The organism is Zhihengliuella sp. ISTPL4 (assembly GCF_002848265.1).
Classification (GTDB): Bacteria; Actinomycetota; Actinomycetes; order Actinomycetales; family Microbacteriaceae; genus Microbacterium.
Genome location: NZ_CP025422.1, coordinates 2319067 through 2341951 on the forward strand (window position 1 = coordinate 2319067; position 22885 = coordinate 2341951).

Consider the following 22885-nt stretch of genomic DNA (forward strand, 5'->3'; position numbering starts at 1 on the left):
CGCGAATGGCTGCATCCGGCGCGGATTTGCAGCATAGTGCGCGATTCGAAACGGGGGCAGCCGTGAGCAACCCGCATGCATCCGGGGGACGGGCGTAGGGGAACCGTGAGGATCGGCGGAGGCGGCCGGACGGCGCAGTTGGATCGAGGACGTGCTCGACATCATCTACCTCGCGCTGACCCTGGCGCTGTTCGCCCTCGTGTCCCTCATCGTCAAGGCAGTGGACCGCGCATGATCGTCTTCGAGATCGTCGCCGCCGTCCTCGCCGTCGCCGCGATCGTCTACCTGGTCGTGGCGCTCGTCGCCCCGGAGCGCTTCTGATGGACGCGGCCCTCCTGTACGGCGTCCTTCAGATCACGGCCGTCGTGGTCGTGCTCGTGCTCCTTTACCGCCCGCTCGGCGACTACATCGCGCACGTCTACACCTCCGGACGCGACCTGCGCATCGAGCGCGGGCTCTACCGGGTGATCGGCGTCGACCCCCGCTCCGAGCAGACCTGGCGCGCCTATGCCCGCAGCGTGCTGCTGTTCTCGCTCGTCGGCCTCCTGCTCGTCTACGGGCTGCAGCGGCTCCAAGCCTTCCTCCCCGCCTCGCTGGGTCTGCCCGCCGTGCCGGAGGGACTCGCGTTCAACACCGCGGCCTCCTTCGTCGCGAACACCAACTGGCAGTCCTACTCGCCCGAGCAGACCATGGGCTACACGGTGCAGCTCGCCGGCCTCACCGTGCAGAACTTCGTCTCCGCCGCGGTCGGCCTCACCATCGCCGTCGCCCTCATCCGCGGTCTCGCGCGCCGCGGCTCCGCGACGATCGGCAACTTCTGGGTCGACCTCACCCGCGGCCTGGGGCGGCTGCTCCTCCCGCTCGCTCTGATCGGCGCGGTGGCTCTGCTGGCGGGCGGCGTGATCCAGAACGTGAACGGCTTCACCGATGTCGCCACGGTCTCCGGCGGCGCGCAGACGATCCCCGGCGGTCCGGTCGCGTCGCAGGAGGCCATCAAACTGCTCGGCACCAACGGCGGCGGCTTCTTCAACGCCAACTCCGCCCACCCCTTCGAGAACCCGACCGGGTGGACCAACCTCCTCGAGGTCCTGCTGATCCTCGTGATCCCGTTCGCCCTCCCCCGCACGTTCGGCCGACTGGTGGGCGACCACCGCCAGGGGTACGCGATCGTCGCGGTCATGGGCACCCTGTTCCTCGCCTCGCTCGCCGCCCTCTCAGCCCTGGAGCTGGCGGGACGCGGCGCCGCGCCCGAACTCGCCGGGGCGGCGATGGAGGGCAAGGAGCAACGCTTCGGCATCCTCGGGTCGACCCTCTTCGGCAGCGCGAGCACCCTCACCTCGACCGGGGCCGTGAACTCGATGCACGACTCCTCCACCGCGCTCGGCGGCATGATGCCGATGCTGAACATGATGCTCGGCGAGGTCGCGCCGGGCGGCGTCGGGTCCGGCCTGTACGGGATGCTCGTGCTCGCGATCGTCGCGGTCTTCGTCGGCGGGCTGCTCGTCGGGCGTACCCCGGAGTGGCTCGGGAAGCGCATCGGCCCGCGGGAGATGACCCTCGCGAGCCTCTCGATCCTCGTCGTCCCGGTGCTCGTCCTCGGCGGCACGGCCCTGAGCTTCGCGATCCCGGGGATCCGCGAGGACGTGGAGTCCACGAGCATCCTCAACCCGGGCGTGCACGGCATGAGCGAGGTGCTCTACGCGTTCACCTCCGCCGCGAACAACAACGGCTCCGCGTTCGCCGGGCTCACCGCGAACACACCGTGGTTCAACACCGCCCTGGGCGTCGCGATGCTGCTCGGACGCTTCGTGCCGATCGTGCTCGTGCTCGCCCTCGCCGGGTCGTTCGCCGCGCAGGAGCGGGTGCCGGCCACCACCGGGACGCTCCCCACCCACCGGCCGCAGTTCGTCGGTCTGCTCCTCACCGTGACCGTCGTCGTGACGGCCCTCACCTACTTCCCCGTGCTCGCACTGGGACCGCTCGCCGAAGGACTCTGACCATGACCCTCCTCACCACCCCTCCCGAACAGCAGGACGCCCCCGCTGTCCCGGCCCGCCCGCCGCGTTCCTTCGGCGGAGCACAGCTCGCGCAGGCGCTCCCCGGCGCCCTGCGGAAGCTCAACCCCGCGACTCTCGTCCGCAACCCCGTGATGCTCCTCGTCTGGGTCGGCGCCGCGTTCACGACCGTCCTCGCGATCGCGGAGCCCTTCCTCGGCGGGCCCGCCTCCTCGGGCGGCACGCCCGTCCCGGCGGCGTTCACCTGGGGCATCGCGCTCTGGCTCTGGCTGACCGTGTTCTTCGCGAACGTCGCGGAGTCGGTCGCGGAGGGGCGCGGCAAGGCGCAGGCAGCGAGCCTGCGGAACACCCGCACCCAGACGATGGCGCGGCGGGTGGTGGGCCCTTCGACAGGCTCAGGGACCCAAGGTGGTGGCTCAGGGACCCAGGGGGGCGCCGAGTGGGTCGCTGGGCTCGTCGAAGCGCCGACGGAGACGGTGTCGTCGGCGGAGCTGAAGCGCGACGACCTCGTGATCGTCACCGCCGGCGAGCTGATCCCGGGCGACGGCGACATCGTCGCGGGCATCGCGACGGTCGACGAGTCGGCCATCACCGGCGAGAGCGCCCCGGTGGTCCGCGAATCCGGCGGCGACCGCAGTGCCGTCACCGGCGGCACCCGGGTGCTCTCCGACCGGATCGTCGTGCGCATCACGTCGAAGCCGGGAGAGACCTTCGTCGACCGCATGATCGCGCTCGTCGAGGGCGCGAGCCGGCAGCGCACGCCGAACGAGATCGCGCTGAACATCCTCCTCGCAAGCCTGTCGATCGTGTTCGTCGTGGGTGTCCTCGCACTGAACCCGATCGCCTCGTACGCCGCGTCGCCGGTGAGCATCCCCGTCCTCATCGCCCTGCTCGTCTGCCTCATCCCGACCACCATCGGCGCCCTCCTCTCCGCCATCGGCATCGCGGGAATGGACCGGCTCGTGCAGCGCAACGTGCTGGCGATGTCGGGGCGCGCGGTGGAGGCCGCGGGTGACGTCACCACCCTGCTGCTCGACAAGACCGGCACCATCACCCACGGCAACCGCCGCGCCCACGCGGTGCTGCCTCTCGCCGGGGTGGACGCCGAGGAGCTGCTGCGCACCGCCGCCCTCTCCTCCCTCGCCGACCCGACGCCGGAGGGCGCATCGATCGTCGAGCTCGCCGCCGCCCGCGGGATCCGGGTCGAGGCCCCGGCGGACGCCGTCGTCGTCCCGTTCACGGCGCAGACGCGCATGAGCGGTCTCGACCTCGCCGACGGCACGCAGATCCGCAAGGGTGCCGCCTCGGCCGTGGCGGCCTGGCTGGGGCAGACCCCCGATGACGAGCTCGCGACCCTCACCGACGACGTCGCCTCGGGCGGCGGCACGCCCCTCGTCGTCGCGGTGCAGGGCCCTTCGACGAGCTCAGGGACCCAGTCCGACTCAGGCCCTTCGACAAGCTCAGGGACCCAGTCCGACTCAGGCCCTTCGACAGGCTCAGCGACCCAGCCTGTGGAAGCGCGGATCTTGGGGGTCGTGCACCTCAAGGACATCGTCAAGGACGGCCTCCGAGAGCGGTTCGACGAGCTGCGCAGCATGGGCATCCGCACGGTCATGATCACCGGAGACAACCCCCTCACCGCGAAGGCCATCGCGGCCGAGGCCGGCGTCGACGACTACCTCGCCGAGGCCACCCCGGAGGACAAGCTCGACCTCATCCGCCGCGAACAGGAGGGCGGGCGCCTCGTCGCGATGACCGGGGACGGCACCAACGACGCCCCCGCGCTCGCCCAGGCCGACGTCGGCGTCGCGATGAACACGGGCACCTCGGCGGCCAAGGAAGCGGGCAACATGGTCGACCTCGACTCCGACCCGACCAAGCTCATCGACATCGTCCGCATCGGCAAGCAGCTGCTCATCACCCGCGGCGCGCTGACGACGTTCTCGCTCGCCAACGACATCGCGAAGTACTTCGCCATCATCCCGGCGATGTTCATGGGCGTGTTCCCCGGACTCGCGGCGCTGAACATCATGCAGCTGCACTCGCCGGCCTCCGCGGTCACGAGCGCGATCATCTTCAACGCCATCGTGATCGTGTTCCTCATCCCGCTCGCGCTCCGCGGCGTGACGTACCGGCCGGCGAGCGCCTCGCAGATCCTGCAGCGGAACCTGCTGGTCTACGGCCTCGGCGGGGTCGTCGCCCCGTTCGTGGGCATCAAGCTCATCGACCTCCTCGTCAGCCTCCTCCCCGGCTTCTGACCGGGCTCGAAAGGAACGCCATGTCGTCCACCACCCGCACCACCGTGCGCACCGCCGGTGTCGCCGTCCGCGCGATGCTCGTCCTCACCCTCGTCCTCGGCGTCGGGTACACGCTCCTCGTCACCGGCATCGGTCAGCTCCTCCTCCCGGCGCAGGCGAACGGGTCGATGCTCCCCGGCGACCGGGGCAGCGCGCTCATCGGGCAGTCCTTCACGGATGCCGACGGCGACGCCCTGCCGGAGTACTTCCAGTCCCGCCCCTCAGCGGCCGGCGACGGGTACGACGGCGCGTCGTCGAGCGGCAGCAACCTCGGACCGGAGAACCCCGACCTCGTCGCCGCGATCGCCGAGCGGAAGGCCGCCATCGCCAGCAGGGAGGGTGTCGATCCGTCCGCAGTGCCCGCGGACGCCGTGACCGCGTCCGGCTCCGGTCTCGACCCGCACATCAGCGTCGCGTACGCCCTGCTCCAGGTGCCGCGGGTGGCCGCCGCCCGCGACCTGCCCGAGGACGAGGTCCTGGCGCTCGTGGAGTCTAGGATTCAAGGGCGGGACCTGGGGTTCCTCGGCGAGGAGCGCATCAACGTCGCGGAGCTGAATCTCGCACTCGACGACCGGGAGGGTGCATGAGCGCAGAGCGGCCGCCGCGCCTCGCGACGGACCGGAACCGCCGCGGGCGACTGCGCGTCCTCCTCGGCGCCGCGCCGGGCGTCGGTAAGACGTTCGAGATGCTCGCCGAGGGCCGGAGGCTCCGCGACGAGGGACGGGATGTGGTCATCGCGATCGTCGAGACGCACGGCCGCGCGGCCACCGCCGCCCTGACCTCCGGGCTGCCCGACGTGCCACGCCGGGAGGACGCCCACCGCGGGGTCGTCCTCTCCGAACTCGACCTCGACGCGGTGCTCGCCCTCGGCCCGGAGATCGCGCTCGTGGACGAGTTCGCGCACACGAACGCCCCCGGCTCGCGGAACCCGAAGCGCTGGCAGGACGTCGAGGAGCTGCTGGACGCGGGGATCGACGTCGTCACCACCGTGAACGTGCAGCACATCGAGTCGCTGAACGCGGTGGTGGAGAAGATCACCGGGATCGCCCAGCGCGAGACCATCCCGGACGCGGTCGTCCGCGCCGCCGACGAGATCGAGGTCGTCGACCTCGCACCGCAGACCCTCCGCGACCGGCTCGCCGCAGGTCTCGTCTACCCCGCGGAGCGGGTCGACGCCGCCCTCTCGCACTACTTCCGGCTCGGCAACCTCACCGCCCTGCGGGAGCTCGCGCTGCTGTGGCTCGCCGACGAGGTCGACAGCGCGCTCCGCAGCTATCGCGCGGAACAGGGCATCGCGGGAGCCTGGCAGGCGCGCGAGCGGGTGGTCGTCGCCCTCACCGGCGGCCCGGAGGGCGAGACGCTGCTGCGCCGCGGGGCCCGCATCGCCGCACGCTCCGCCGGCGGGGAGCTGCTCGCCGTGCACGTGACCGCCCAGGACGGACTGCGCGACGAGACCCCCGGCGCCCTCGCCGCGCAGCGCTCCCTCGTCGAGTCCCTCGGCGGCACGTACCACCAGGTGGTCGGGGACGACATCCCGGCGACGCTCGTCGAGTTCGCGCAGGGTGCCGACGCCACGCAGCTCGTGATCGGGGTGAGCCGGCGCAGCCGCCTCGCCGCCGCCCTCACCGGGCCGGGGATCGGCGCCGAGGTCATCCGCCGCTCGGGCGACATCGACGTGCACATCGTGACCCATGCCGCGGCGGGCGGCCGGCTCGCCCTCCCCCGAATCACCGGCGGTGCGCTCGGCTGGCGGCGTCAGGCCCTCGGCTTCGGTGTCGCCCTGGTGTTCGGCCCGCTGCTGTCCTGGCTGATGTTCACGGTCCGCAGCCCGGAGTCCATCACGGCCGAGGTGCTCGCCTATCAGCTCCTCGTCGTGGTCGTCGCCCTCATCGGCGGCATCCGCCCCGCGGTCTTCGCGGCGGTGCTCTCCGGCATCACCCTCGACTTCCTCTTCGTCGCCCCGCTGTTCACGATCACGATCGCGCACCCCCTGCACGTGCTCGCGCTCACGCTCTACGTCATCATCGCGATCCTCGTCAGCCTCATCGTCGACCAAGCCGCCCGCCGGGCCAGGACCGCGCAACGGGCCACCGCGGAGGCCGAACTGCTCGCCGCGGTCGCCGGCAACGTCCTCCGCGGCGACAACGCGGTACTCGCCCTCGTCAGCCGCACGCGGGAGGCGTTCGGGCTGAGCGGGGTGCGGCTGCTCACCCCCTCCGGCGAGGTGCTGGCGAGCGACGGCGAGCCGGTGCCCGACGGCCGCGCCACGACGATCCCGGTCGGGGTCGCATCCGGTGGCGGCCCGCGAGCCGTGCTGGAGCTGAACGGCGAGCCGATCGCCGGTCCGGAGCGCCGCCTGCTCGACGCGATCGTCGCCCAGCTCGCTGCGGCCATCGAGCACACCGACCTCCGCGCGACCGCGCGGGAGGCGGAGGCCCTCGCCGAGACGGATCAGGTGCGCAGCGCTCTGCTCTCCGCGGTCAGCCACGATCTGCGGCGGCCGCTCGCTTCGGCGGTCGCCGCGATCGGCGGGCTCCGGGGCGCGCACGGGCTGTCCGCCGAGGACCGTGCGGAGCTGCTGGAGACCGCGGACGAGAGTCTCGCGACCCTCTCCACCCTCGTCACCGACCTCCTCGACGTGAGCCGCGTGGAGGCGGGGGTGCTCGCGGTCTCCGCCCAGCGGATCGACGCGGCCGGCCCCGTGCTCGCCGCGGTGGACGAGCTCGGCCTCGGCCCTTCCGACGTGGAACTCGCGCTCGACCCCGACCTCCCACTGCTGCACGCCGACCCCGTGCTGCTGCAGCGCGTGCTCGTGAACGTGCTCGCCAACGCCCATCGGCACGCTCCGGCGGGCAGCCGCGTGCTCGTATCGAGCAGCCGCCTGGGCGATCGGGCGGAACTGCGGATCGTCGACCGCGGTGAGGGCATCTCGCCCGAACGACGCAATGCGATCTTCCAGCCGTTCCAGCGCTTCGGCGACACCGACAACACGACCGGCCTCGGCCTCGGGCTCGCCCTGTCGCGCGGATTCACCGAGGGGATGGGCGGTAGCCTGACACCGGAGGACACCCCCGGGGGCGGACTCACCATGGTCATCTCCCTGCCGCTCGCCGCAGGGACCGCCGACACGGAGGGGACGGAGTGAAGCTCCTCATCGCCGACGACGACCCCCAGATGGTGCGGGCGCTGCGGATCACCCTCGCGGCTCACGGCTACGAGGTCGTCGTGGCCGCCGACGGCGCCGCCGCGATCGCCGCCGCGGCACAGACCCATCCCGACCTCATCATGCTCGACCTCGGCATGCCCCGGCTCGACGGCATCGAGGTGATCCAGGCCCTCCGCGGCTGGACGAGCGTGCCCATCATCGTCGTGTCGGGGCGGACGGGCTCGGCCGACAAGGTGGAGGCGTTGGACGCGGGAGCGGACGACTTCGTCACGAAGCCCTTCCAGGTGGACGAACTGCTGGCCCGGCTCCGAGCGCTCTCCCGCCGCGCGGTGCCCGCGAACGGGGAATCGGTGGTCGCGTTCGGGGATGTCGTCGTCGACCTCGCCACGAAGACCGTGACCCGCGCCGGTACCCGCGTGCATCTCACGCCGACCGAGTGGCGGATGCTGGAGCACCTCGCGCGGCATCCGGGCGCCCTCGTGACACGACAGGACCTCCTCAAGGAGATCTGGGGCAGCGCCCAGGTGTCCGACTCCGGCTACCTCCGGCTGTACATGTCACAGCTCCGCAAGAAACTGGAGCACGAACCCTCGACGCCCGTCCACCTGCTCACCGAGTCGGGGATGGGCTACCGGCTGGTGCTCTAGCGGCCGAGCGGTGCGCGGTCGTGCGTGCCGGCGATGCGCCGCCGACGGAGCACGGCCACGATGCCGACGACGACGAGCAGGACGGCGACGATGATCGCGGTGAACGCGGTGGGCGTGCTCTCCGGCTCGCCCGTGAGACGGCCGACCGCGAGCCAGCTCAGACCCCAGGCCGTAGCGAGCGCCGGGGCGAGGCGCCCCGTGAACCAGGCCGACGCGGCGCCGATCACCAGGACGACGACGAGCACGGCGACGGCCCAGACGTCGGGGGCGTCCGCCCCGATCTCCGGGATGCTCTGCGTGAGCCAGGCCGCGGTGTTGGCGACGGTCGCGATGGTGACCCAACCGAAGTGCAGGCCGTTCGCGCCGTCGGTGAGGAGGCGATCGGCGAGGTTGCGCGCGGGGAAGCGTCCGAGGATCACGATGATCCGAGCCAGCGTCGCGAGCAGGAGTGCGATCACGAGCACGGTGAGCCACAGCGTCAGGTACCGCGCGGTCACCAGCCACAGGCCGTTGAGGACCATGGAGAGGGCGATCCAGCCGCCGACCGCCTGCTGACGCTCGTCCTGTCGCTGGGCGGGGAGTGCCTGCCACACGGTGTAGGCGAGAAGCCCGACATAGATGAGCGACCAGATCGAGAACGCCGGTCCCGCAGGAGCGAGGTACGACCCCTGGGCCGAGAGCGCGCCGTTCTGCAGCTCGTCGACGGAGCCACCCCCGAACGCTCCGGCGCCGATCGCCGCGGCGATGAGCATGAACACGGCGGCGGCGATCACGAGGCTCTGGCGGGCGATGCCCTTCGTCGAGGTCTCCATGCGGGCACCCTACGCCGGGCGGGAGCGGAAGGCAGTGGCCTTGACAGTGCGCGCACGTTTGGCTAACTAAGTTAGCGAATGAGCGTCAAGTCGGAGCGAGAGCGGCGTCGATCAGGATCTCTGCGGCGCGGCGCGCATGCACGGCGGCTTCCGGGTCGGCACCGATCGCCGCGGTGCTCTGCGCCCCCTCCGCGAGGAGCGAGAGCTGCGCGGCCAGACCTGCCGGGGCACCGGTCGCTGCGACGAGCTCCGCCATGTACTGCTGGAACGAGGCCTTGTGCGCCCGGACGATCCCGGCGACCTCGGGGCTCGTGCCGCCGAGTTCGCCGAACGCGTTGATGAACGCGCAGCCCCGGAACCCGTCGCTGCAGAACCAGTCCTCCAGGTAGCCGTAGACCGCGAGCAGGCGAGCGCGCGGGTCGCCGCCGCTCTGCGCCACGGCGGCGGTGAGCCCCTGCTCCCACTCGGCGTGCTTCCGGGTGAGCACCGCCGCCACGATGTCGGTCTTCGCCGGGAACAGCGAGTACACGCGCCGCAGCGACACGCCGGCGGCGGACCGGAGCTCGTCCATGCCGACCGCCGCGTAGCCCTTGCGGTAGTACAACTCCTCCGCGGCGGAGAGGATGCGTTCGCGGGCCTCGTCTTCGGTCATGTCCAGAAGTCTACTTGACACGAGAACGAACGTTCTCTAGATTGATCACATCAGGCGAGAACGATCGTTCTCACCGGCACCGGAAGGAACACATCATGGGTTACATCACCGTCGGCACCGAGAACACCACCCCGATCGAGCTCTACTACGAAGACCAGGGCAGCGGCCAGCCCGTCGTCCTGATCCACGGCTACCCGCTCAACGGGCACAGCTGGGAGCGCCAGACCCGCGAGCTCCTCGCTCAGGGCTACCGGGTCGTCACCTACGACCGCCGCGGCTTCGGGCAGTCCTCCAAGGTCGGCACCGGTTACGACTACGACACCTTCGCCGCCGACCTGAACATGGTGCTCGAGACCCTCGACCTTCGCGACGTCGTGCTCGTCGGGTTCTCCATGGGCACGGGAGAGCTCGCCCGCTACGTCGGCCGCTACGGCCACGATCGCGTCGCGAAGCTCGCCTTCCTCGCGTCGCTCGAGCCCTTCCTCGTGCAGCGCGACGACAACCCCGAGGGCGTGCCGCAGGAGGTCTTCGATGGGATCGAGGCCGCCGCCAAGGGCGACCGTTACGCCTGGTTCACCCAGTTCTACAAGGACTTCTACAACCTCGACGAGAACCTCGGCACGCGCATCAGCCAGCAGGTCGTCGACGCGAACTGGAACCTCTCCGTCACCAGCGCCCCGGTCGCCGCGTACGCCGTGGTCCCGACCTGGATCGAGGACTTCCGCGACGACGTGAAGGCCGTGGCCGCTGCCGCCAAGCCCACACTGATCCTGCACGGCACCAAGGACAACATCCTGCCGATCGACGCGACCGCCCGGCGCTTCCACCAGGCTGTCCCCGAGGCCGAGTACGTCGAGGTCGAGGGCGCCCCGCACGGCCTCCTCTGGACTCACGCCGACGAGGTCAACGCCGCGCTGACGCAGTTCCTGGCTCGGTAACCCCGTTCGAATCGCGCGAATGGCCCCATTTCCTCCGGAGATGGGGCCATTCGTGCGATTCGAAGCGGGTCAGCGGGAGCGCCAGAGCAGCCAGACGAAGTAGGGGGCGCCGATCAGCGCGACCACGAGACCGGCCGGAAGCTGCGCGGGGGCGATCACCGTCCGGCCGATCGTGTCCGCGATGCCCACGAGCAGCCCGCCGAGGAGCACCGCCGTCGGAATCACCCGGGAGTGCCGCGCCCCCACCAAGGCCCGCGCGGCGTGCGGCGCCACCAGCCCCACGAAGCCGATGACCCCGATCGCCGTCACGCTCAGCGCCGCGAGGATCGCCGCCACCAGCAGCAGCGTCAGCCGGACGGGCTCCAGGCGGATGCCGACCAGCCGCGGTGTGTCCTCGTCGAGCGACAGCACGTCGAGCTCCCGGCGGCTCATCACCACGAACGGCACCGCGATCACGAGGACGATCGCCAGGGGGATGACCTGTTCCCACACCCGCCCGTACGTCGTCCCGGAGAGCCACGTGTAGATCTTCGGGGTGTCCCACGGGTTCGACCGCAGCAGGAAGAAGGTCGTAAGAGAGACCGTGAAGTACGACACCCCGATGCCGATCAACAGGAACCGGTCCGCGTTCAAGCCGCCCCGCCACGAGAGCAGATAGACGAGGGCGAAGGCGAGCAGCGACCCCGTGATGGCCCCCGCGATCATCCCGCCCGTCGACGACGTGATGGTCGTGAGCACCAGCACCGCGCCGAGCCCGCCGCCGCCGGTGACACCGAGGATGCTCGGATCCGCGAGCGGGTTGCGGCTCACGCCCTGGATCACGGCGCCGGAGAGCGCGAGCGCGGCACCCGCGACGACGGCGGCCACGATCCGCGGTGCGCGCTCGTCGAGGGCGAAGGCGATGGGCGCGGGAGCCTGCCCCTGCAGCCACAGCGCGATGTCGCCGGTGAGCAGCCAGGTGTGCCCGGCCAGCAGCCCGAGCAGCAGCACCCCGATCAGACCGAGGGCGACGAGGGCGATGGTGATCCGGAAGCGCAGACGGCTGCGCACTCCGAAGCGCACCCGCGGAGGCTCCCGCGTGGGTCCGGCGTCCCGGAGACGCCGCGCCATGAGCACAAGCACGATCGCGCCGAGTAGCGTCGTCGCGACACCGGTGGGAATGAGGATCGCGGCCTCGGCGCCGATGAGCGCGCGGAGGAGGGCATCCGAGAGGATGACGACGAGGGCGCCGAGGAGTCCCGCCGCGGGGATCAGCAACACGTGGCGATTCAGGCTGGGGACCACGCGGGTCAGCAAGCGCGCGAGCACCGGCGCGCACAGCCCGACGAAGCCCATCGGCCCCGCGAGGGTCACCGCGACCGCCGTCAGGGTGACCGCGAGGAGGATCCCGATGGCTCTGGTCGAACGGATCGGCACCCCGAGCGACGAGGCGGTGTCGTCCCCCAGCGACAGGATGTCGAGGCGCCGCGCGAGCAGGAGCGCGAGCACGGTGACGACCACGACGACCGGCGCTGCCTGGAGGAAAGCGGTGAGCCCGAGCTGGGACAGGCTCCCGCTTCCCCACGCCAGCAGTCCCTTGGTCTCCTCGTCGAACAGGATGAGAAGGGTCGAGGTCGCGGCCTGGAAGGCGAGCGCCAGCGCGGTGCCGGCGAGGATGAGGCGCGTCGTGGACGACCCCGCCCCGCCGGCGAGTCCGAGCACGATGCCCGCGGCGACGATGCCGCCCGCGAACGCCACCGCGCCCGAGGCCCACACCGGCACGGCGATGCCGAACGCGGCGAGCGCCGTGACGGCGAGATAGGCCCCGGCGGTCACGCCGAGCGTGTCGGGAGACGCGAGGGCATTGCGGGCGAGGGACTGCAGCAGCATGCCGGCGACGCCGAGCGCGACGCCCACCGCGACGCCGGCGGCGAGTCGCGGCACCCGCGATCCCCAGAGGACGTCGGTGTCGGCGAACACCGCCCCGCTCGTGCCCTGGGTGAGGTGCCAGCAGGCGACCGCCACCAGCACCGCGGCGAGCGCGATGAGCACGCCGACGCCGCGCCACACCGCGGGCTTTCGGCCCTCCACCCCCACGGGGACGGCGGACGCCGGGGCGGCGGGCTCCGCGGTCGCCGTCGTGTCGTCGAGGCGGAGGGTCTCCGTCACTTCGAGAGCACCTCGACGTAGCCGTCGATAATCTGCTCGGTCGAGCGCGGGCCGCCGAAGGTCCAGATACCGGCCGGGAACGCGGTCAGGCGGTCATCCGCCACCGCGGGGAGCGAGGTCCAGGCGGGGTTGTCCGCGAGGGCGTCGACGAAGCTCTCCGAATCCGGGTCCTCGGTGCCGGTGTAGAAGAGGTTGGCGTCGCCGACCGTCGTCATGCCCTCGACATCGGTCTGCCCGAGGCCGTACACGGGGTCGACCTCGCCGGTCCAGGCGTTCGTCAAGCCGAGCTCCTCGCCCACCTCGCCGACGAGCGAGCCCCGACCGAACGGACGCAGCGCCACGTTGCCGCCGTCGACCCAGCCGTCGAAGAACACGAAGTCGGTGGTGGCGAGGTCGAGGTCGGCGAGCTCGGCCTTCGCGCTGTCGAGGTGCTCCTGGAAGGCGTCGGTGACGACCTCGGCGCGCTCCTCGCGGCCGGTCACCTGCGCGATGAGGTCGAAGGTGTTCAGCATCTTGGCGATCGGGTCCTTCGCATCGGCGCCGACCGTCGCGAGCACGGGCACGTCGTAGGCCTCGAGCTGGGCGACGATGGGGTCGTCCGCGGCGCTGACCTCGACGATCACGAGGTCGGGATCGGTGCCGAACAGCGTCTCCAGGTTCGGCTCCTGACGGGTCCCCACGTCGACGACGCCCTCCGGCAGTTCCTCGGCGGTGACCCAGGTGCTGTAGCCCTCGGCGTCGGCCACTGCGACCGGCGTCACGCAGAGCGACAGGGCGTCCTCGATCTGCTGCCACTCGAGCACCGCGATGCGCTCGGCCGGCTTGTCCAGCTCGACCGTGCGGCCGAGGTCGTCGGTGACGGAGACCTCCCCGGTCAAGGTGCTCGTCGTGTCATCGGTGCAGCCCGCGCTCGTGGAGGTCGGGGCGTCCGATCCCTCGGCGGACGGCGTCTGCGTGGTGCCGCAGCCGGCGAGCGCGAGGGTCAAGGCGCCGCCGAGGGCGAGCACGGCGAGGGGGGTCTTCTTCATCGGTGGTTCCTTCAGGCGGTCGGGATCAGGAGGCGGAGGGAGTGCGGAGGCGACCGTGGTGGCGGCCGCGCGGACGCACCCGCACCAGGCCGGTCTCCTCGTCGAGGGTGGTGTCGATGCGCAGTCCGTAGACGTGCGAGAGGTTCTCGCCGGTGAGCACGTCGGCCGGTGCACCCGCCGCGTGCACTCGCCCGCGGTGCATCAGCACGACGTCGTCGGCGACCGAGGCGGCGTGGTCGAGGTCGTGCAGCACGACGCCGAGCGCGGTGCCGTGGTCGTCGGCGAGCTCGCGGACGAGGTCCAGGGTCTCCACCTGATAGCGCAGGTCGAGGTGGTTGGTCGGCTCATCCAACAGCAGCACCCCGGTGTCCTGGGCGAGTGCGGTCGCCAGCCAGACGCGCTGCAGCTCGCCACCGGAGAGCTGGTCGACCGGACGGGCGGCCATGGCGGACAGGCCGGTGAGGGCGAGGGCACGCGCCACCGCGGCACGGTCGGCGTCGCTCACGCCGGAGAAGCGCCCGCGGTGCGGATGCCGCCCGTACGCGACGACGTCGGAGACCTCGATCCCGGACGGGTGCGGCCGGGACTGCGACAGCATGGCGACCGTCTTCGCGAACTCCTTGGCGGACAGGGCGGCGGCGTCGCGCGACTCCGCGCCGCCGACGCGCACGGTTCCCGCCTCGATGCGGTGCAGCCGCGCGAGGGCACGGAGGACGGTCGACTTGCCGCTGCCGTTGGGCCCGATCAAGGCGGTCACCCGCCCCGGGGCGAGACGCAGGGAGACGTCGTGCACCACGCGGGCGCGGCCATAGCCGAGGACGAGGGATTCCCCCTCCAGACTGTGGCGATCGATGGTGTCGGTCATCTCAGCCCCGCATCGCGACGCCGCGGCGCCAGTAGCCCATGAACGCGACCTGCGCGCGGTCGATCCCGAGATCCTTCACGAGGTGCCGACGCAGCGTGGTCACGACGCCGCTCTCGCCCGCGATCCAGAAGTAGCGGCCGGCGGCGTCGTCGGGCGCGATCTCCTCCCCCAGGCTCGAGTACTCCGGGGTCTCCCAGAGCAGGTCTTCGCCCTCGATGTCGGTCACGCTGATCTCGTCGGCGGCGTCGTCGTCGCCCAGGTGCTCGAGCACGGCGGGGATGAGGCGCAGGCCGTGCGGCTCGCCGGCATCGCGCGGCAGCCAGTGCACGTCTACCCCGGCCGGCACGTCGATCGCGAGCACGTCGGCGGGCGACGGCACCTCGATGAAGGCCGTGCCGCGGAGGTCGCGCGGGGCGTCCTCCAGGATGCGGGCGATGGCCGGGGCCGCCGTCTCGTCGCCGACGAGGACCACCGAGGTGGCTGCTCCCGGCGCGTATTCCGCCCCGCCGTGCGCCACGACGCCCCGCCGCGGCCCGACCAGCCAGAGCTCCTGTCCCGCGGCCGCGGTGCTCGCCCAGCGCGAGGCCGGACCGGTGAGCCCCGGCTCCAGGTGCAGCACGAAGTCGATGTCGACCTCGGTGCTGCCGTCGGCGGCGACCCGCAGCTCTCGGACCGAGTAGGTGCGCATCGAGCCGCGCTCCTCCTCCGGGACGGCGAGGTAGGAACCCCACCAGTCGTGCGTCGAGCGGTCGATCTCGGCGAGCACACCGGACGCCGGCGGGAAGACGAGCTTGACGCGGCTGTCGTACACGGCCCCGGGCGTCCCCAGCTCGCCCAGTTCCTCACCGCCGAGGGTCACCCGCACGAACGAGGGGGAGACGCGGTCGACGGCGCGCACCTCGGCACGGGTGAGGACGTAGGTGGGGCGCTCGGTCGTGGTGGATTCAGCGGACATGATGCCTTCCGATGGGGGTGACCATCGGCTTGCCGGAGACCGGGTCGATGGTGATCTGATTGGGGAGGCCGAAGACCTCCTGCACGAGCTCGGCGGTGACGACGTCCTGGGGGGCGCCGATCGCGTGCACGCGGCCGTCCTTCATGGCGACGAGCTCGTCGGCGTAGCGCGCGGCGAGGTTGAGGTCGTGCAGCACCATGACGATCGTGGTGCCGCGGGCGACGCTCAAGTCGGTGAGCAGGTCGAGCACCTCGACCTGGTGGGCGACGTCGAGGAAGGTCGTCGGCTCGTCCAGGAGCAGGATGTCGGTCTCCTGCGCGAGGGCCATCGCGATCCACACCCGCTGCCGCTGACCGCCGGAGAGCTCGTCGACGCTGCGGTCGGCGAGGTCGCTGATGCCGGTCGCATCCAGGGCGTCAGCGACGACCTCGTAGTCGTGGGCGCTCCACCGCGACAGCGCCCGCTGATGGGGATGACGCCCGCGACCGACGAGGTCGGCGACGGCGATGCCTTCGGGGGCCACCGGCGACTGCGGCAGCAGGCCGAGGATGCGCGCGACCTCCTTCGTGGGGCGGGCGTGGATGGACTTCCCGTCGAGCACGACCTCGCCGCCCTCGGGCGACAGCAGCCGGGCGAGGGCGCGCAGCAGGGTCGACTTGCCGCAGCCGTTCGCGCCGACGATCGTGGTGATCTTCCCCGGCGCGATCTGCAGGTCGAGGCCCTCGACCACGGTGCGGTCGCCGTAGGAGAGCGTGACCCCTTCGGCGGACAGGCTATGGGCGGCGGTCACAGCGAGCCTCCGGTGCGGTTGGTGCGGATGAGCAGGTAGATGAGGTACGGCGCGCCGACGACACCCGTGACGACGCCGACCGGGTAGCGCGCGCCGAGCGCGAACTGGGCGATGAGGTCGCCGCCGAGCACGAGCACCGCGCCGACGAGACCGCTGGGCAGCAGCAGCGTGGCGCCCGGACCGGTGAGCCGCGCGGCGATGGGTCCGGCCATGAATGCGACGAACGCGATCGGCCCGGTGGCGGCGGTCGCGAAGGCGAGGAGGGCGACGGCGCCGAGGATGAACACGAGGCGCGTGGCGGTGACCCGCACGCCCAGCCCCGCCGCGGAGTCGTCGCCGAGCTGGAGCGTCCCGAGCGCCCGCCCCTGCGAGAGCAGCAGCGGCACGAGGATCGCGGCGGCGATCGCCATCGGCAGCACCCGCTCCCACGACGCGTTGTTGAGGCTGCCGGTGAGCCACTGCATCGCGGTCTGGATGTCCCAGTTGGCCGCCCGGGACAGGAGGTAGGAGATGACGCTCTGCAGCATCGCGGCGACACCGATCCCGATGAGGATGAGGCGCGTGCCCGCGAAGCCGCCCTTGATGGCGAGGAGGTAGATCGCCAGCGCCGTCACGAGCGCACCGACGAGCGCGAGGAGCGAGACGGCCGGGCCGTTGAGCGAGAGCATGACGATGCCGAACACCGCGGCGGCGCCGGCCCCGTTCGAGATGCCGATGATGTCCGGCGAGGCGAGCGGATTGCGCAGCATCGTCTGGAAGGTGACACCCGCCATGCCGAACGCGAGGCCGGTGAGGATCGCGAGGACCGCGCGGGGGAGCCGCAGATCGCCGACCGTGAACGAAGCGCCGGGCACCGTCTCGCCGAGGATCACCCGGATGATCTCATCCAGGGAGTAGAACGTGTTGCCGACCATGAGCGCCACGACGAACAGCACGAGGACGACGGCGCCGAGCACGGCGGTGGCCAGCGCATGCCGACGGTGGCGCGCCCGGCGGCCGGAGATGATGCGCGCGGTGCGGGCGGCGGCGGACTCGTCGGCACGGACGAGGGTGTGCTCGGTCGTGCTCACAGCTCCCGCACCTTCTGTCGGCGGACGATCCAGATGAAGAACGGCGCCCCGATGATCGCGGTGATGATACCGACCTGGATCTCCTCGGACGACGGCGAGATCACGCGGCCGACGATGTCGCTGGCGGTGAGCAGCGCGGCGCCGGCGAGGGCTGAGAACGGCAGCAGCCACCGGTGGTCTGTGCCCACGAGCAGCCGGCACATGTGCGGGACGATGAGGCCGACGAACCCGATCGGTCCCGCGATCGCCGTGGCCGCGCCGGCCAGGATGACCGCACCGAGGGCCGACAGCATCCGGGTGCGCAGCACGTGCTCGCCCAGCCCCTTGGCCATGTCGTCGCCGAGCGCGAGGGAGTTCATCCCGCGGGCGCACAGGAAGCAGATGAGGGCGCCGACCGCGAGGACCGGGGCGGTGATCGCGATGCGCGGCCACTCCGCGCCGCCGACGCCGCCGATCTGCCACGACTGGAACGTCTGCAGCAGGTCCACCCGCGGCAGCATGACCGCGCTGATGAGCGAGGCGAACGCGGCGGAGGTCGCCGCCCCCGCGAGGGCCAGCTTGAGCGGGGTGGCCCCGCCGCGGCCGAGGGAGCCGACGGTGTAGACGAAGACGGCGGCCGCCGCGGCGCCGACGATCGCGAAGGCCATCTGCCCGTAGGGGTTGCTCAGCCCGAAGAACGCGATGCCGAGGACCACCGCGAAGGAGGCGCCGTTCGAGACGCCGAGGATGCCGGGGTCGGCGACGGGGTTGCGGGTGACGGCCTGCATGGTCGCCCCGGCGAGGGCGAGGGCCGCTCCCACGAGCAGGGCGAGCACCGTGCGCGGGATGCGCTTGACGACCGCGGCCTGCTCGATCGTGTCCGATCGACCGGAGAGAGCCGCGAGGATGTCGTCGAGCGTCACAGCCCGCACGCCGAACGACACGGAGAGCACGATCAGCACGAGGACCACCCCGACGCCGGCGAGCAGCCAGAGGGTGCGTACCACCGCCGGACGCCGCAGGGTGGCGGCGTCCGGCGCGAGGACGGGTGCTGAGGTCACGGCGACTCTCCGCTGGGGGGCGGATGCGGGGTTACTTCGCGAGCGGCCCGGCGAGGATGGCCAGGTACTCCTCGAGACCCCACGGGATCGACAGCGCGGACGGGTTCGCCGAGGCGGCGATGGGCGTGGCGTCCGGCAGGATCGCGACGCGGCCTTCCGCGATGGCGGGGATCTTCGACAGCAGCGGGTCGGCCTGCAGCATGGCGAGGGTGGAGTCGTCGCCGTAGGTCACGAGCACGTCGACGTCGTCGAACTTCTGCGCCTCCTCGGCGCTCACCTCGAGGTAGAACTGCTCGCTGTCCTTGTTCTCCTCCACGATGGCGGGGAACGGCAGGCCGAGGTCGTGCAGGTAGCCGGGGCGCGTGTCGGCCGCGGTGTAGTAGGTGATGACGCTCAGGTCGCTCGGGTCGAAGAACGCGAAGATGACCTTCTTGCCCTCGAGCGCGCTGTTGGCCGCGAGGGCGGCGTCGGCGTCGGCGTGCAGGTCCTCGATCAGGGCCTCGCCCTCGTCCTCGAGTCCCAGCGCCTTGGCATTCATCTCGACCATGTCGTCGACGGACGTGCCCCACGCGACGTCGGGGTATGCGACGACCGGCGCGATCTTGGAGAGCGTGTCGTACTCCTCCTCCGTGAGGCCGGAGTAGGCGGCGAGGATGACGTCGGGCGCGGTGTCGGCGACCGCCTCGTAGTCGATGCCGTCGGTCTCGTCGAAGAGCACCGGCGTCTCGCCGCCGAGCTCGTCGAGCTTCTCCTCCACCCAGGGGAGGATGCCGTTGTCGTCGTCGTCGCCCCACGTCGCCTTGCTCATGCCGACCGGGACGATGCCGAGGGCCAGGGGCACCTCGTGGTTCGCCCACGCGATGGTCGCCACGCGCTCGGGCTTCTCGTCGATGGTCGTCTCGCCGTACACGTGCTCGATGGTGACGGGGAACGCATCGTCGGAGCCCGGGTTGCTCCCGGCGGAGGCGGTCGACTCCGGCGCGGAGGACGAGCAGGCGGAGAGCGTCACGGCGAGCGCAGCGGCCGCGCCGAGAGCGAGGAGTCGAGAGGTGCGCACAGGCGTTCCCTTCGGGATGGGAGATGGGGTGTCGACGCGAGAGCGTCCGGCCTTTGGTAAGCCTCGCCTAATCTAACACGGAGGTTAGGGCGCCCTCACTCCTGTTTCGAATCGCTCACCTGCTCCCCTCCGGTGCCCGGATGCCGCAAAGTGGGCGATTCGACAGTGCCCGGGGCAGCGAAAAGCCGGCCGGACCCGTAGGGATCCGGCCGGCTTCAGGAAGTCAGCGCACGCTCAGAGAGCGCGGATGTTCGCCGCCTGCATGCCCTTGGGGCCACGCTCAGCGTCGAATTCGACCTTCTGGTTCTCGCGGAGCTCCTTGAAACCGGAGCCGGCGATAGCCGAGTAGTGGGCGAAGAGGTCTTCGGTGCCGTCATCGGGAGCGATGAAGCCGAAGCCCTTCTCTGCGTTGAACCATTTCACAGTGCCAGTGGCCATGTGTTTTCTACTTTCTGTTGAACCGGCCGCTCGCGCGGCCTGCACCACGTCGGATGATCCGACACGCGTGCTCGGTCACGCTACCACGGCAGCCTGACGTGCAGCCTCGTCCGCGGCCGTGCGATGCGCGAGCGCGGCCTCGGTGCGGGTGCTCACGCCGAGCTTCCGCAGCACCGCGGACACATGCACGCTGACCGTCTTCACGCTGATGAACAGGCGTTCCCCGATCTGACGGTTGCTCAACCCCTCGGCGATGAGCGCCAGAACCTGCTGCTCCCTGGCCGTCAGGTGTTCCGCCTCGGAGGACTCGCGGGGACCGGACGGACGCAGCCCTGCCGCATCCCCGAACCGCTCCAGAGCGCCCTGCAGCGGGACGTGACCGAGATCCTCCGCGATCGCCGTGGCCGCGGAGAGCACCGCCGCCGCCTCCGCGCGCTCACCGGCCGCCACGTGCAGCCGGGCCCGTTCGAGGCGCAGCACCACCCGGAAGGTCACCGGCACATCATCGCCGTCCGCACGGAGCAGGGCCTCGTCGACCGCGGCGGCCGAGGGGTCGAGGAGCGCACCGAGCACCGTCGACCAGGCGTCGCCCTGCAGTTCCTGCGGCTGGGCCGCCCACGCCGCGCCGATCGCGGCGACCGCCGCCTCGTCGTCCCCACCGCTCGCCCGCAGCTCCGACACGAGGGCGCCGGCCTCGAGGAGCAGTCGGCGCTCATGCAGCAGAACCGGTCCCTTGTCCGCCAGCATCTCCCGCACCGCGTCCAGCGCCCCGCGGAGGTCGCCACGGCTCTCCGCCACCGCAACCGTCATCGTGACACGGTCGTACCAGATCTGCCGCTCCGAGACCCCTGTCTCCTCGAACGCCGGCAGCCACTCCTGCAGAGTCTCCGCGGCCTCCGCCGCCCGGCCCCGCCAGGCGAGCACGCGCACGCGGGTCATGCTCACGTACATCCGGAAGACCCGCAGCGTGCCCTGCAGGAAGTCTCGGGCCAGCATGTCCTCGACCGTGCCGATCTCCCCGAGTTCGAGCAAGGGCACGATCATGTTCTGCGCCATGATCGAGCCCGACGTCCGCTCGACGCGCAACTCCCGGGCCCGGCGCAGGCCCTCCTCCGCGACGGCGACCGCCTCCCGGTAGCGGCCCAGCAGCGTCAGCAGGTCGGAGTAGTTGACGCGGTACCGCATCTCGGCGGTCGATCCGGCGGCCAGGTCTCGTGCCCGTTCATACTCGCGCACGCCCTCCGCGACCCGGCCGAGGTGGGCCAGCGAGGCACCGCGGACGTTCGCGGCGATCGAGAGCTGATCGGTGGTCGCGGCGCCTTTCGCCCGACGCTCCGCTTCGTCGGCGAGCCGAATCGCTTCCTCGCGGTCGCCCGCGATCATCCGCCGACTCGCGAGCTGATTGAGCAGCTCCGCACGGAACACGTCATCGTCGACGCGCTCGGCCAGCTCGAGAGCCTCCTGCAGCAACGGGATCGCCCCCAGCCGCCCGAGGTTCACGAGATACAGCGCCTTGTTGCGGAGCAGCCGCGCGTGCAGTCGCGGATCCACGGTCGCCGGATCGACCTCGCTCAGGGCGACGTTCGCGACCGCCAGTGCGCGCTCCCCGTCGCCGGCGTTGCGCAGAACGGAGCCGAGCACGTGCAGCAGCGCGAGCCGCGCGAATCCGGTGGCCTCCGCCGCGTCCGGCACGAGCGGCCAGAGCTCGAGGACGAGTTCGCCGAAGCGGGCCGCGCTCGCGAAGGCGTATTGTGCCTTGGCCTGCCGCATGGCCTCGGCGGCGGCGGCGATGGCGCGACGGTCGTCCTGTGCGAGCTGCCAGTGATAGGCCAGCGCTGCCGCGTCGTCGCCCTCGCCTTCCTCCAGCGCCTCGGCATAGGCTCGGTGCAGCCGCGCCCTCTCGCCGGGCAGCAGGTCGTCGTGCACCGCCTCGCGCAGGAGGGCGTGACGGAATCGGTAGTCGTCCTCGTCGACGACGATGATGCTGCTGCGCACCGCTTCACGGACCGCCTCCTCCAGCCGCGCCTCCGGGAGCTCGGCGAGGCGCTGGAGGAGCGGGTCCGCGATCGGCCGCTCGGCGCCGGACAGGACCTGCACCACGCGGCGCGCGTCGTCGCCGAGACGGTCGAAGCGGGCGAGCAGGAGGTCGCGCAGACTCTCCGGCAGCGGCCCCTGGGCACATCCGGCGATCTCCTCCACGAAGAAGGGCACGCCCTCGGCGCGCACCTGCAGCCGTTCCAGCGCGGTCACGCTCGGCGCGCGTCCTGTGAGCTGCGCGACGAGCTCGCCGACCGCATGGTCGTCGAGGCGCGGCACGGTCATCCGTTCGAGCAGGCGGGCGCGCGAGGCCTCGCCGATGAACCGGCTCACCGCGTCTCCCCGACGCACATCGTCGGTGCGGCACGTGATGAGCAGGAGGAGGCGGCCCCGGTCGAGCGTGCGGAGCAGGAAGGAGAGGATCGCGAGGGTCGACTCGTCGGCCCAGTGCAGGTCTTCGACGAGAATGACCTGCGGCGCCAGTTCCGTGGCCGCTTCGATGAGCGAGGCGATCGCGTCGCGCAGGCGCTCGGGGCTCGTGCGGTCACGGGCGGCAGGGGTGTCGACGAGTTCCGGCAGTAGCATGCCGAGCGCTTCGACGCCCACCCCGACAGCCTCTCGGACCCGCTCCACCCCCAGCCGCTCGACGATCGAGCGCAGGATTCCGGCGAGCGGACCGAACGGGGCGCGGGAGGAGCCGAGATCGAGGCACCATCCCACGTGCACGTCGGCGGCGTTCGCGATGTCGGCGCCGAACTCCCGGACCAGCCGCGACTTGCCGATCCCCGCCTCGCCCTCGACGAGCAGCGCGGCGGGCACGCCCTCGCGCACGCCGTCGAACAGGCGGCGCAATTCGGCGAGCTCGGCGTCACGCCCGACCATCGCGGCGGTGGGGGCTGGGGCCATGGACCCATCGTGCCACTCCCCCCG

19 protein-coding genes are annotated in these 22885 nt (G+C 71.6%); 7 read left to right on the forward strand and 12 right to left on the reverse strand.

What is annotated here, in order from left to right:
* Positions 1-231 precede the first annotated feature (231 nt).
* From CYL12_RS11090 to CYL12_RS11115, 6 genes are read left to right on the forward strand one after another with little or no spacing between them, the layout of a single operon-like run.
* Complete coding sequence (locus tag CYL12_RS11090; protein ID WP_101847651.1) at positions 232-321, forward strand: potassium-transporting ATPase subunit F; 90 nt, start codon at positions 232-234, stop codon at positions 319-321.
* Positions 321-1997 carry a potassium-transporting ATPase subunit KdpA gene (kdpA, locus tag CYL12_RS11095; RefSeq protein WP_101847652.1) on the forward strand — a complete coding sequence of 559 codons (1677 nt, stop codon included), beginning with the start codon at positions 321-323 and terminating at the stop codon, positions 1995-1997. Before CYL12_RS11090 ends, kdpA begins: the two co-directional genes overlap by 1 nt.
* Before the next feature lie 2 nt (positions 1998-1999).
* On the forward strand, positions 2000-4273 hold the full coding sequence (locus CYL12_RS11100; protein ID WP_101847653.1) for a potassium-transporting ATPase subunit KdpB: 2274 nt from the start codon (positions 2000-2002) through the stop codon (positions 4271-4273).
* A gap of 20 nt (positions 4274-4293) precedes the next feature.
* A complete protein-coding gene (kdpC, locus tag CYL12_RS11105; RefSeq protein WP_101847654.1) occupies positions 4294-4899 on the forward strand; it encodes a potassium-transporting ATPase subunit KdpC in 606 nt (201 codons plus the stop codon).
* The gene (locus CYL12_RS11110) at positions 4896-7457 is read left to right on the forward strand and encodes an ATP-binding protein (RefSeq protein ID WP_101847655.1); all 2562 of its coding nucleotides are present in this window, start codon (positions 4896-4898) and stop codon (positions 7455-7457) included. The genes kdpC and CYL12_RS11110 overlap by 4 nt, the downstream gene beginning before the upstream one ends.
* The gene (locus CYL12_RS11115; protein ID WP_101847656.1) at positions 7454-8125 is read left to right on the forward strand and encodes a response regulator; all 672 of its coding nucleotides are present in this window, start codon (positions 7454-7456) and stop codon (positions 8123-8125) included. The genes CYL12_RS11110 and CYL12_RS11115 overlap by 4 nt, the downstream gene beginning before the upstream one ends.
* Here the strand turns inward: CYL12_RS11115 and CYL12_RS11120 are convergent.
* Complete coding sequence (locus CYL12_RS11120) at positions 8122-8937, reverse strand: TspO/MBR family protein (protein WP_101847657.1); 816 nt, start codon at positions 8935-8937, stop codon at positions 8122-8124. The two genes, CYL12_RS11115 and CYL12_RS11120, sit on opposite strands and share 4 nt — an antisense overlap.
* Before the next feature lie 85 nt (positions 8938-9022).
* The gene (locus CYL12_RS11125) at positions 9023-9589 is read right to left on the reverse strand and encodes a TetR/AcrR family transcriptional regulator (protein ID WP_101847658.1); all 567 of its coding nucleotides are present in this window, start codon (positions 9587-9589) and stop codon (positions 9023-9025) included.
* 95 nt (positions 9590-9684) lie between these two features.
* Here CYL12_RS11125 and CYL12_RS11130 point away from each other — a divergent pair, with 95 nt between their 5' ends.
* On the forward strand, positions 9685-10527 hold the full coding sequence (locus tag CYL12_RS11130; RefSeq protein ID WP_101847659.1) for an alpha/beta fold hydrolase: 843 nt from the start codon (positions 9685-9687) through the stop codon (positions 10525-10527).
* A gap of 69 nt (positions 10528-10596) precedes the next feature.
* Here CYL12_RS11130 and CYL12_RS11135 read toward each other — a convergent pair whose 3' ends face one another.
* The 10 genes from CYL12_RS11135 to CYL12_RS11180 form a co-directional block, all read right to left on the reverse strand.
* Positions 10597-12675 carry an iron ABC transporter permease gene (locus tag CYL12_RS11135; RefSeq protein ID WP_101847660.1) on the reverse strand — a complete coding sequence of 693 codons (2079 nt, stop codon included), beginning with the start codon at positions 12673-12675 and terminating at the stop codon, positions 10597-10599.
* Positions 12672-13703 carry an ABC transporter substrate-binding protein gene (locus CYL12_RS11140; RefSeq protein ID WP_101847661.1) on the reverse strand — a complete coding sequence of 344 codons (1032 nt, stop codon included), beginning with the start codon at positions 13701-13703 and terminating at the stop codon, positions 12672-12674. The genes CYL12_RS11135 and CYL12_RS11140 overlap by 4 nt, the downstream gene beginning before the upstream one ends.
* 25 nt (positions 13704-13728) lie before the next feature.
* Positions 13729-14568 carry an ABC transporter ATP-binding protein gene (locus CYL12_RS11145; protein WP_101847662.1) on the reverse strand — a complete coding sequence of 280 codons (840 nt, stop codon included), beginning with the start codon at positions 14566-14568 and terminating at the stop codon, positions 13729-13731.
* Position 14569: 1 nt separating this feature from the next.
* Positions 14570-15523, reverse strand: coding sequence for a siderophore-interacting protein (locus CYL12_RS11150; protein ID WP_101847663.1), 954 nt, complete (start codon positions 15521-15523; stop codon positions 14570-14572).
* Complete coding sequence (locus CYL12_RS11155; RefSeq protein WP_101847664.1) at positions 15513-16313, reverse strand: ABC transporter ATP-binding protein; 801 nt, start codon at positions 16311-16313, stop codon at positions 15513-15515. The genes CYL12_RS11150 and CYL12_RS11155 overlap by 11 nt, the downstream gene beginning before the upstream one ends.
* Positions 16310-17383: a FecCD family ABC transporter permease gene (locus CYL12_RS11160; protein WP_101847665.1), complete on the reverse strand. Its 1074-nt coding sequence runs from the start codon at positions 17381-17383 to the stop codon at positions 16310-16312. The genes CYL12_RS11155 and CYL12_RS11160 overlap by 4 nt, the downstream gene beginning before the upstream one ends.
* Positions 17380-18423, reverse strand: a complete 1044-nt coding sequence (locus tag CYL12_RS11165; RefSeq protein WP_101847666.1) for a FecCD family ABC transporter permease — start codon at positions 18421-18423, stop codon at positions 17380-17382. Before CYL12_RS11165 ends, CYL12_RS11160 begins: the two co-directional genes overlap by 4 nt.
* A 31-nt stretch (positions 18424-18454) precedes the next feature.
* Positions 18455-19480, reverse strand: coding sequence for an iron-siderophore ABC transporter substrate-binding protein (locus CYL12_RS11170; protein ID WP_101847667.1), 1026 nt, complete (start codon positions 19478-19480; stop codon positions 18455-18457).
* Between the two features lie 234 nt (positions 19481-19714).
* Entirely contained in the window at positions 19715-19918 is a 204-nt protein-coding gene (locus CYL12_RS11175; RefSeq protein ID WP_025104028.1) for a cold-shock protein, read from the reverse strand.
* A gap of 75 nt (positions 19919-19993) precedes the next feature.
* On the reverse strand, positions 19994-22861 hold the full coding sequence (locus CYL12_RS11180; protein ID WP_158297165.1) for a helix-turn-helix transcriptional regulator: 2868 nt from the start codon (positions 22859-22861) through the stop codon (positions 19994-19996).
* Positions 22862-22885 lie beyond the last annotated feature (24 nt).

What these genes read in the sequence shown, in the direction of transcription:
- CYL12_RS11090 (WP_101847651.1), top strand. Translation starts at nt 232, where the DNA reads ATGATCGTCTTCGAGATCGTCGCCGCCGTCCTCGCCGTCGCCGCGATC.
- CYL12_RS11140 (WP_101847661.1), bottom strand. Translation starts at nt 13,703, where the DNA reads ATGAAGAAGACCCCCCTCGCCGTGCTCGCCCTCGGCGGCGCCTTGACC.
- kdpC (WP_101847654.1), top strand. Translation starts at nt 4,294, where the DNA reads ATGTCGTCCACCACCCGCACCACCGTGCGCACCGCCGGTGTCGCCGTC.
- CYL12_RS11150 (WP_101847663.1), bottom strand. Translation starts at nt 15,523, where the DNA reads ATGTCCGCTGAATCCACCACGACCGAGCGCCCCACCTACGTCCTCACC.
- kdpA (WP_101847652.1), top strand. Translation starts at nt 321, where the DNA reads ATGGACGCGGCCCTCCTGTACGGCGTCCTTCAGATCACGGCCGTCGTG.
- CYL12_RS11180 (WP_158297165.1), bottom strand. Translation starts at nt 22,861, where the DNA reads ATGGCCCCAGCCCCCACCGCCGCGATGGTCGGGCGTGACGCCGAGCTC.
- CYL12_RS11145 (WP_101847662.1), bottom strand. Translation starts at nt 14,568, where the DNA reads ATGACCGACACCATCGATCGCCACAGTCTGGAGGGGGAATCCCTCGTC.
- CYL12_RS11130 (WP_101847659.1), top strand. Translation starts at nt 9,685, where the DNA reads ATGGGTTACATCACCGTCGGCACCGAGAACACCACCCCGATCGAGCTC.
- CYL12_RS11175 (WP_025104028.1), bottom strand. Translation starts at nt 19,918, where the DNA reads ATGGCCACTGGCACTGTGAAATGGTTCAACGCAGAGAAGGGCTTCGGC.
- CYL12_RS11110 (WP_101847655.1), top strand. Translation starts at nt 4,896, where the DNA reads ATGAGCGCAGAGCGGCCGCCGCGCCTCGCGACGGACCGGAACCGCCGC.
- CYL12_RS11125 (WP_101847658.1), bottom strand. Translation starts at nt 9,589, where the DNA reads ATGACCGAAGACGAGGCCCGCGAACGCATCCTCTCCGCCGCGGAGGAG.
- CYL12_RS11100 (WP_101847653.1), top strand. Translation starts at nt 2,000, where the DNA reads ATGACCCTCCTCACCACCCCTCCCGAACAGCAGGACGCCCCCGCTGTC.
- CYL12_RS11120 (WP_101847657.1), bottom strand. Translation starts at nt 8,937, where the DNA reads ATGGAGACCTCGACGAAGGGCATCGCCCGCCAGAGCCTCGTGATCGCC.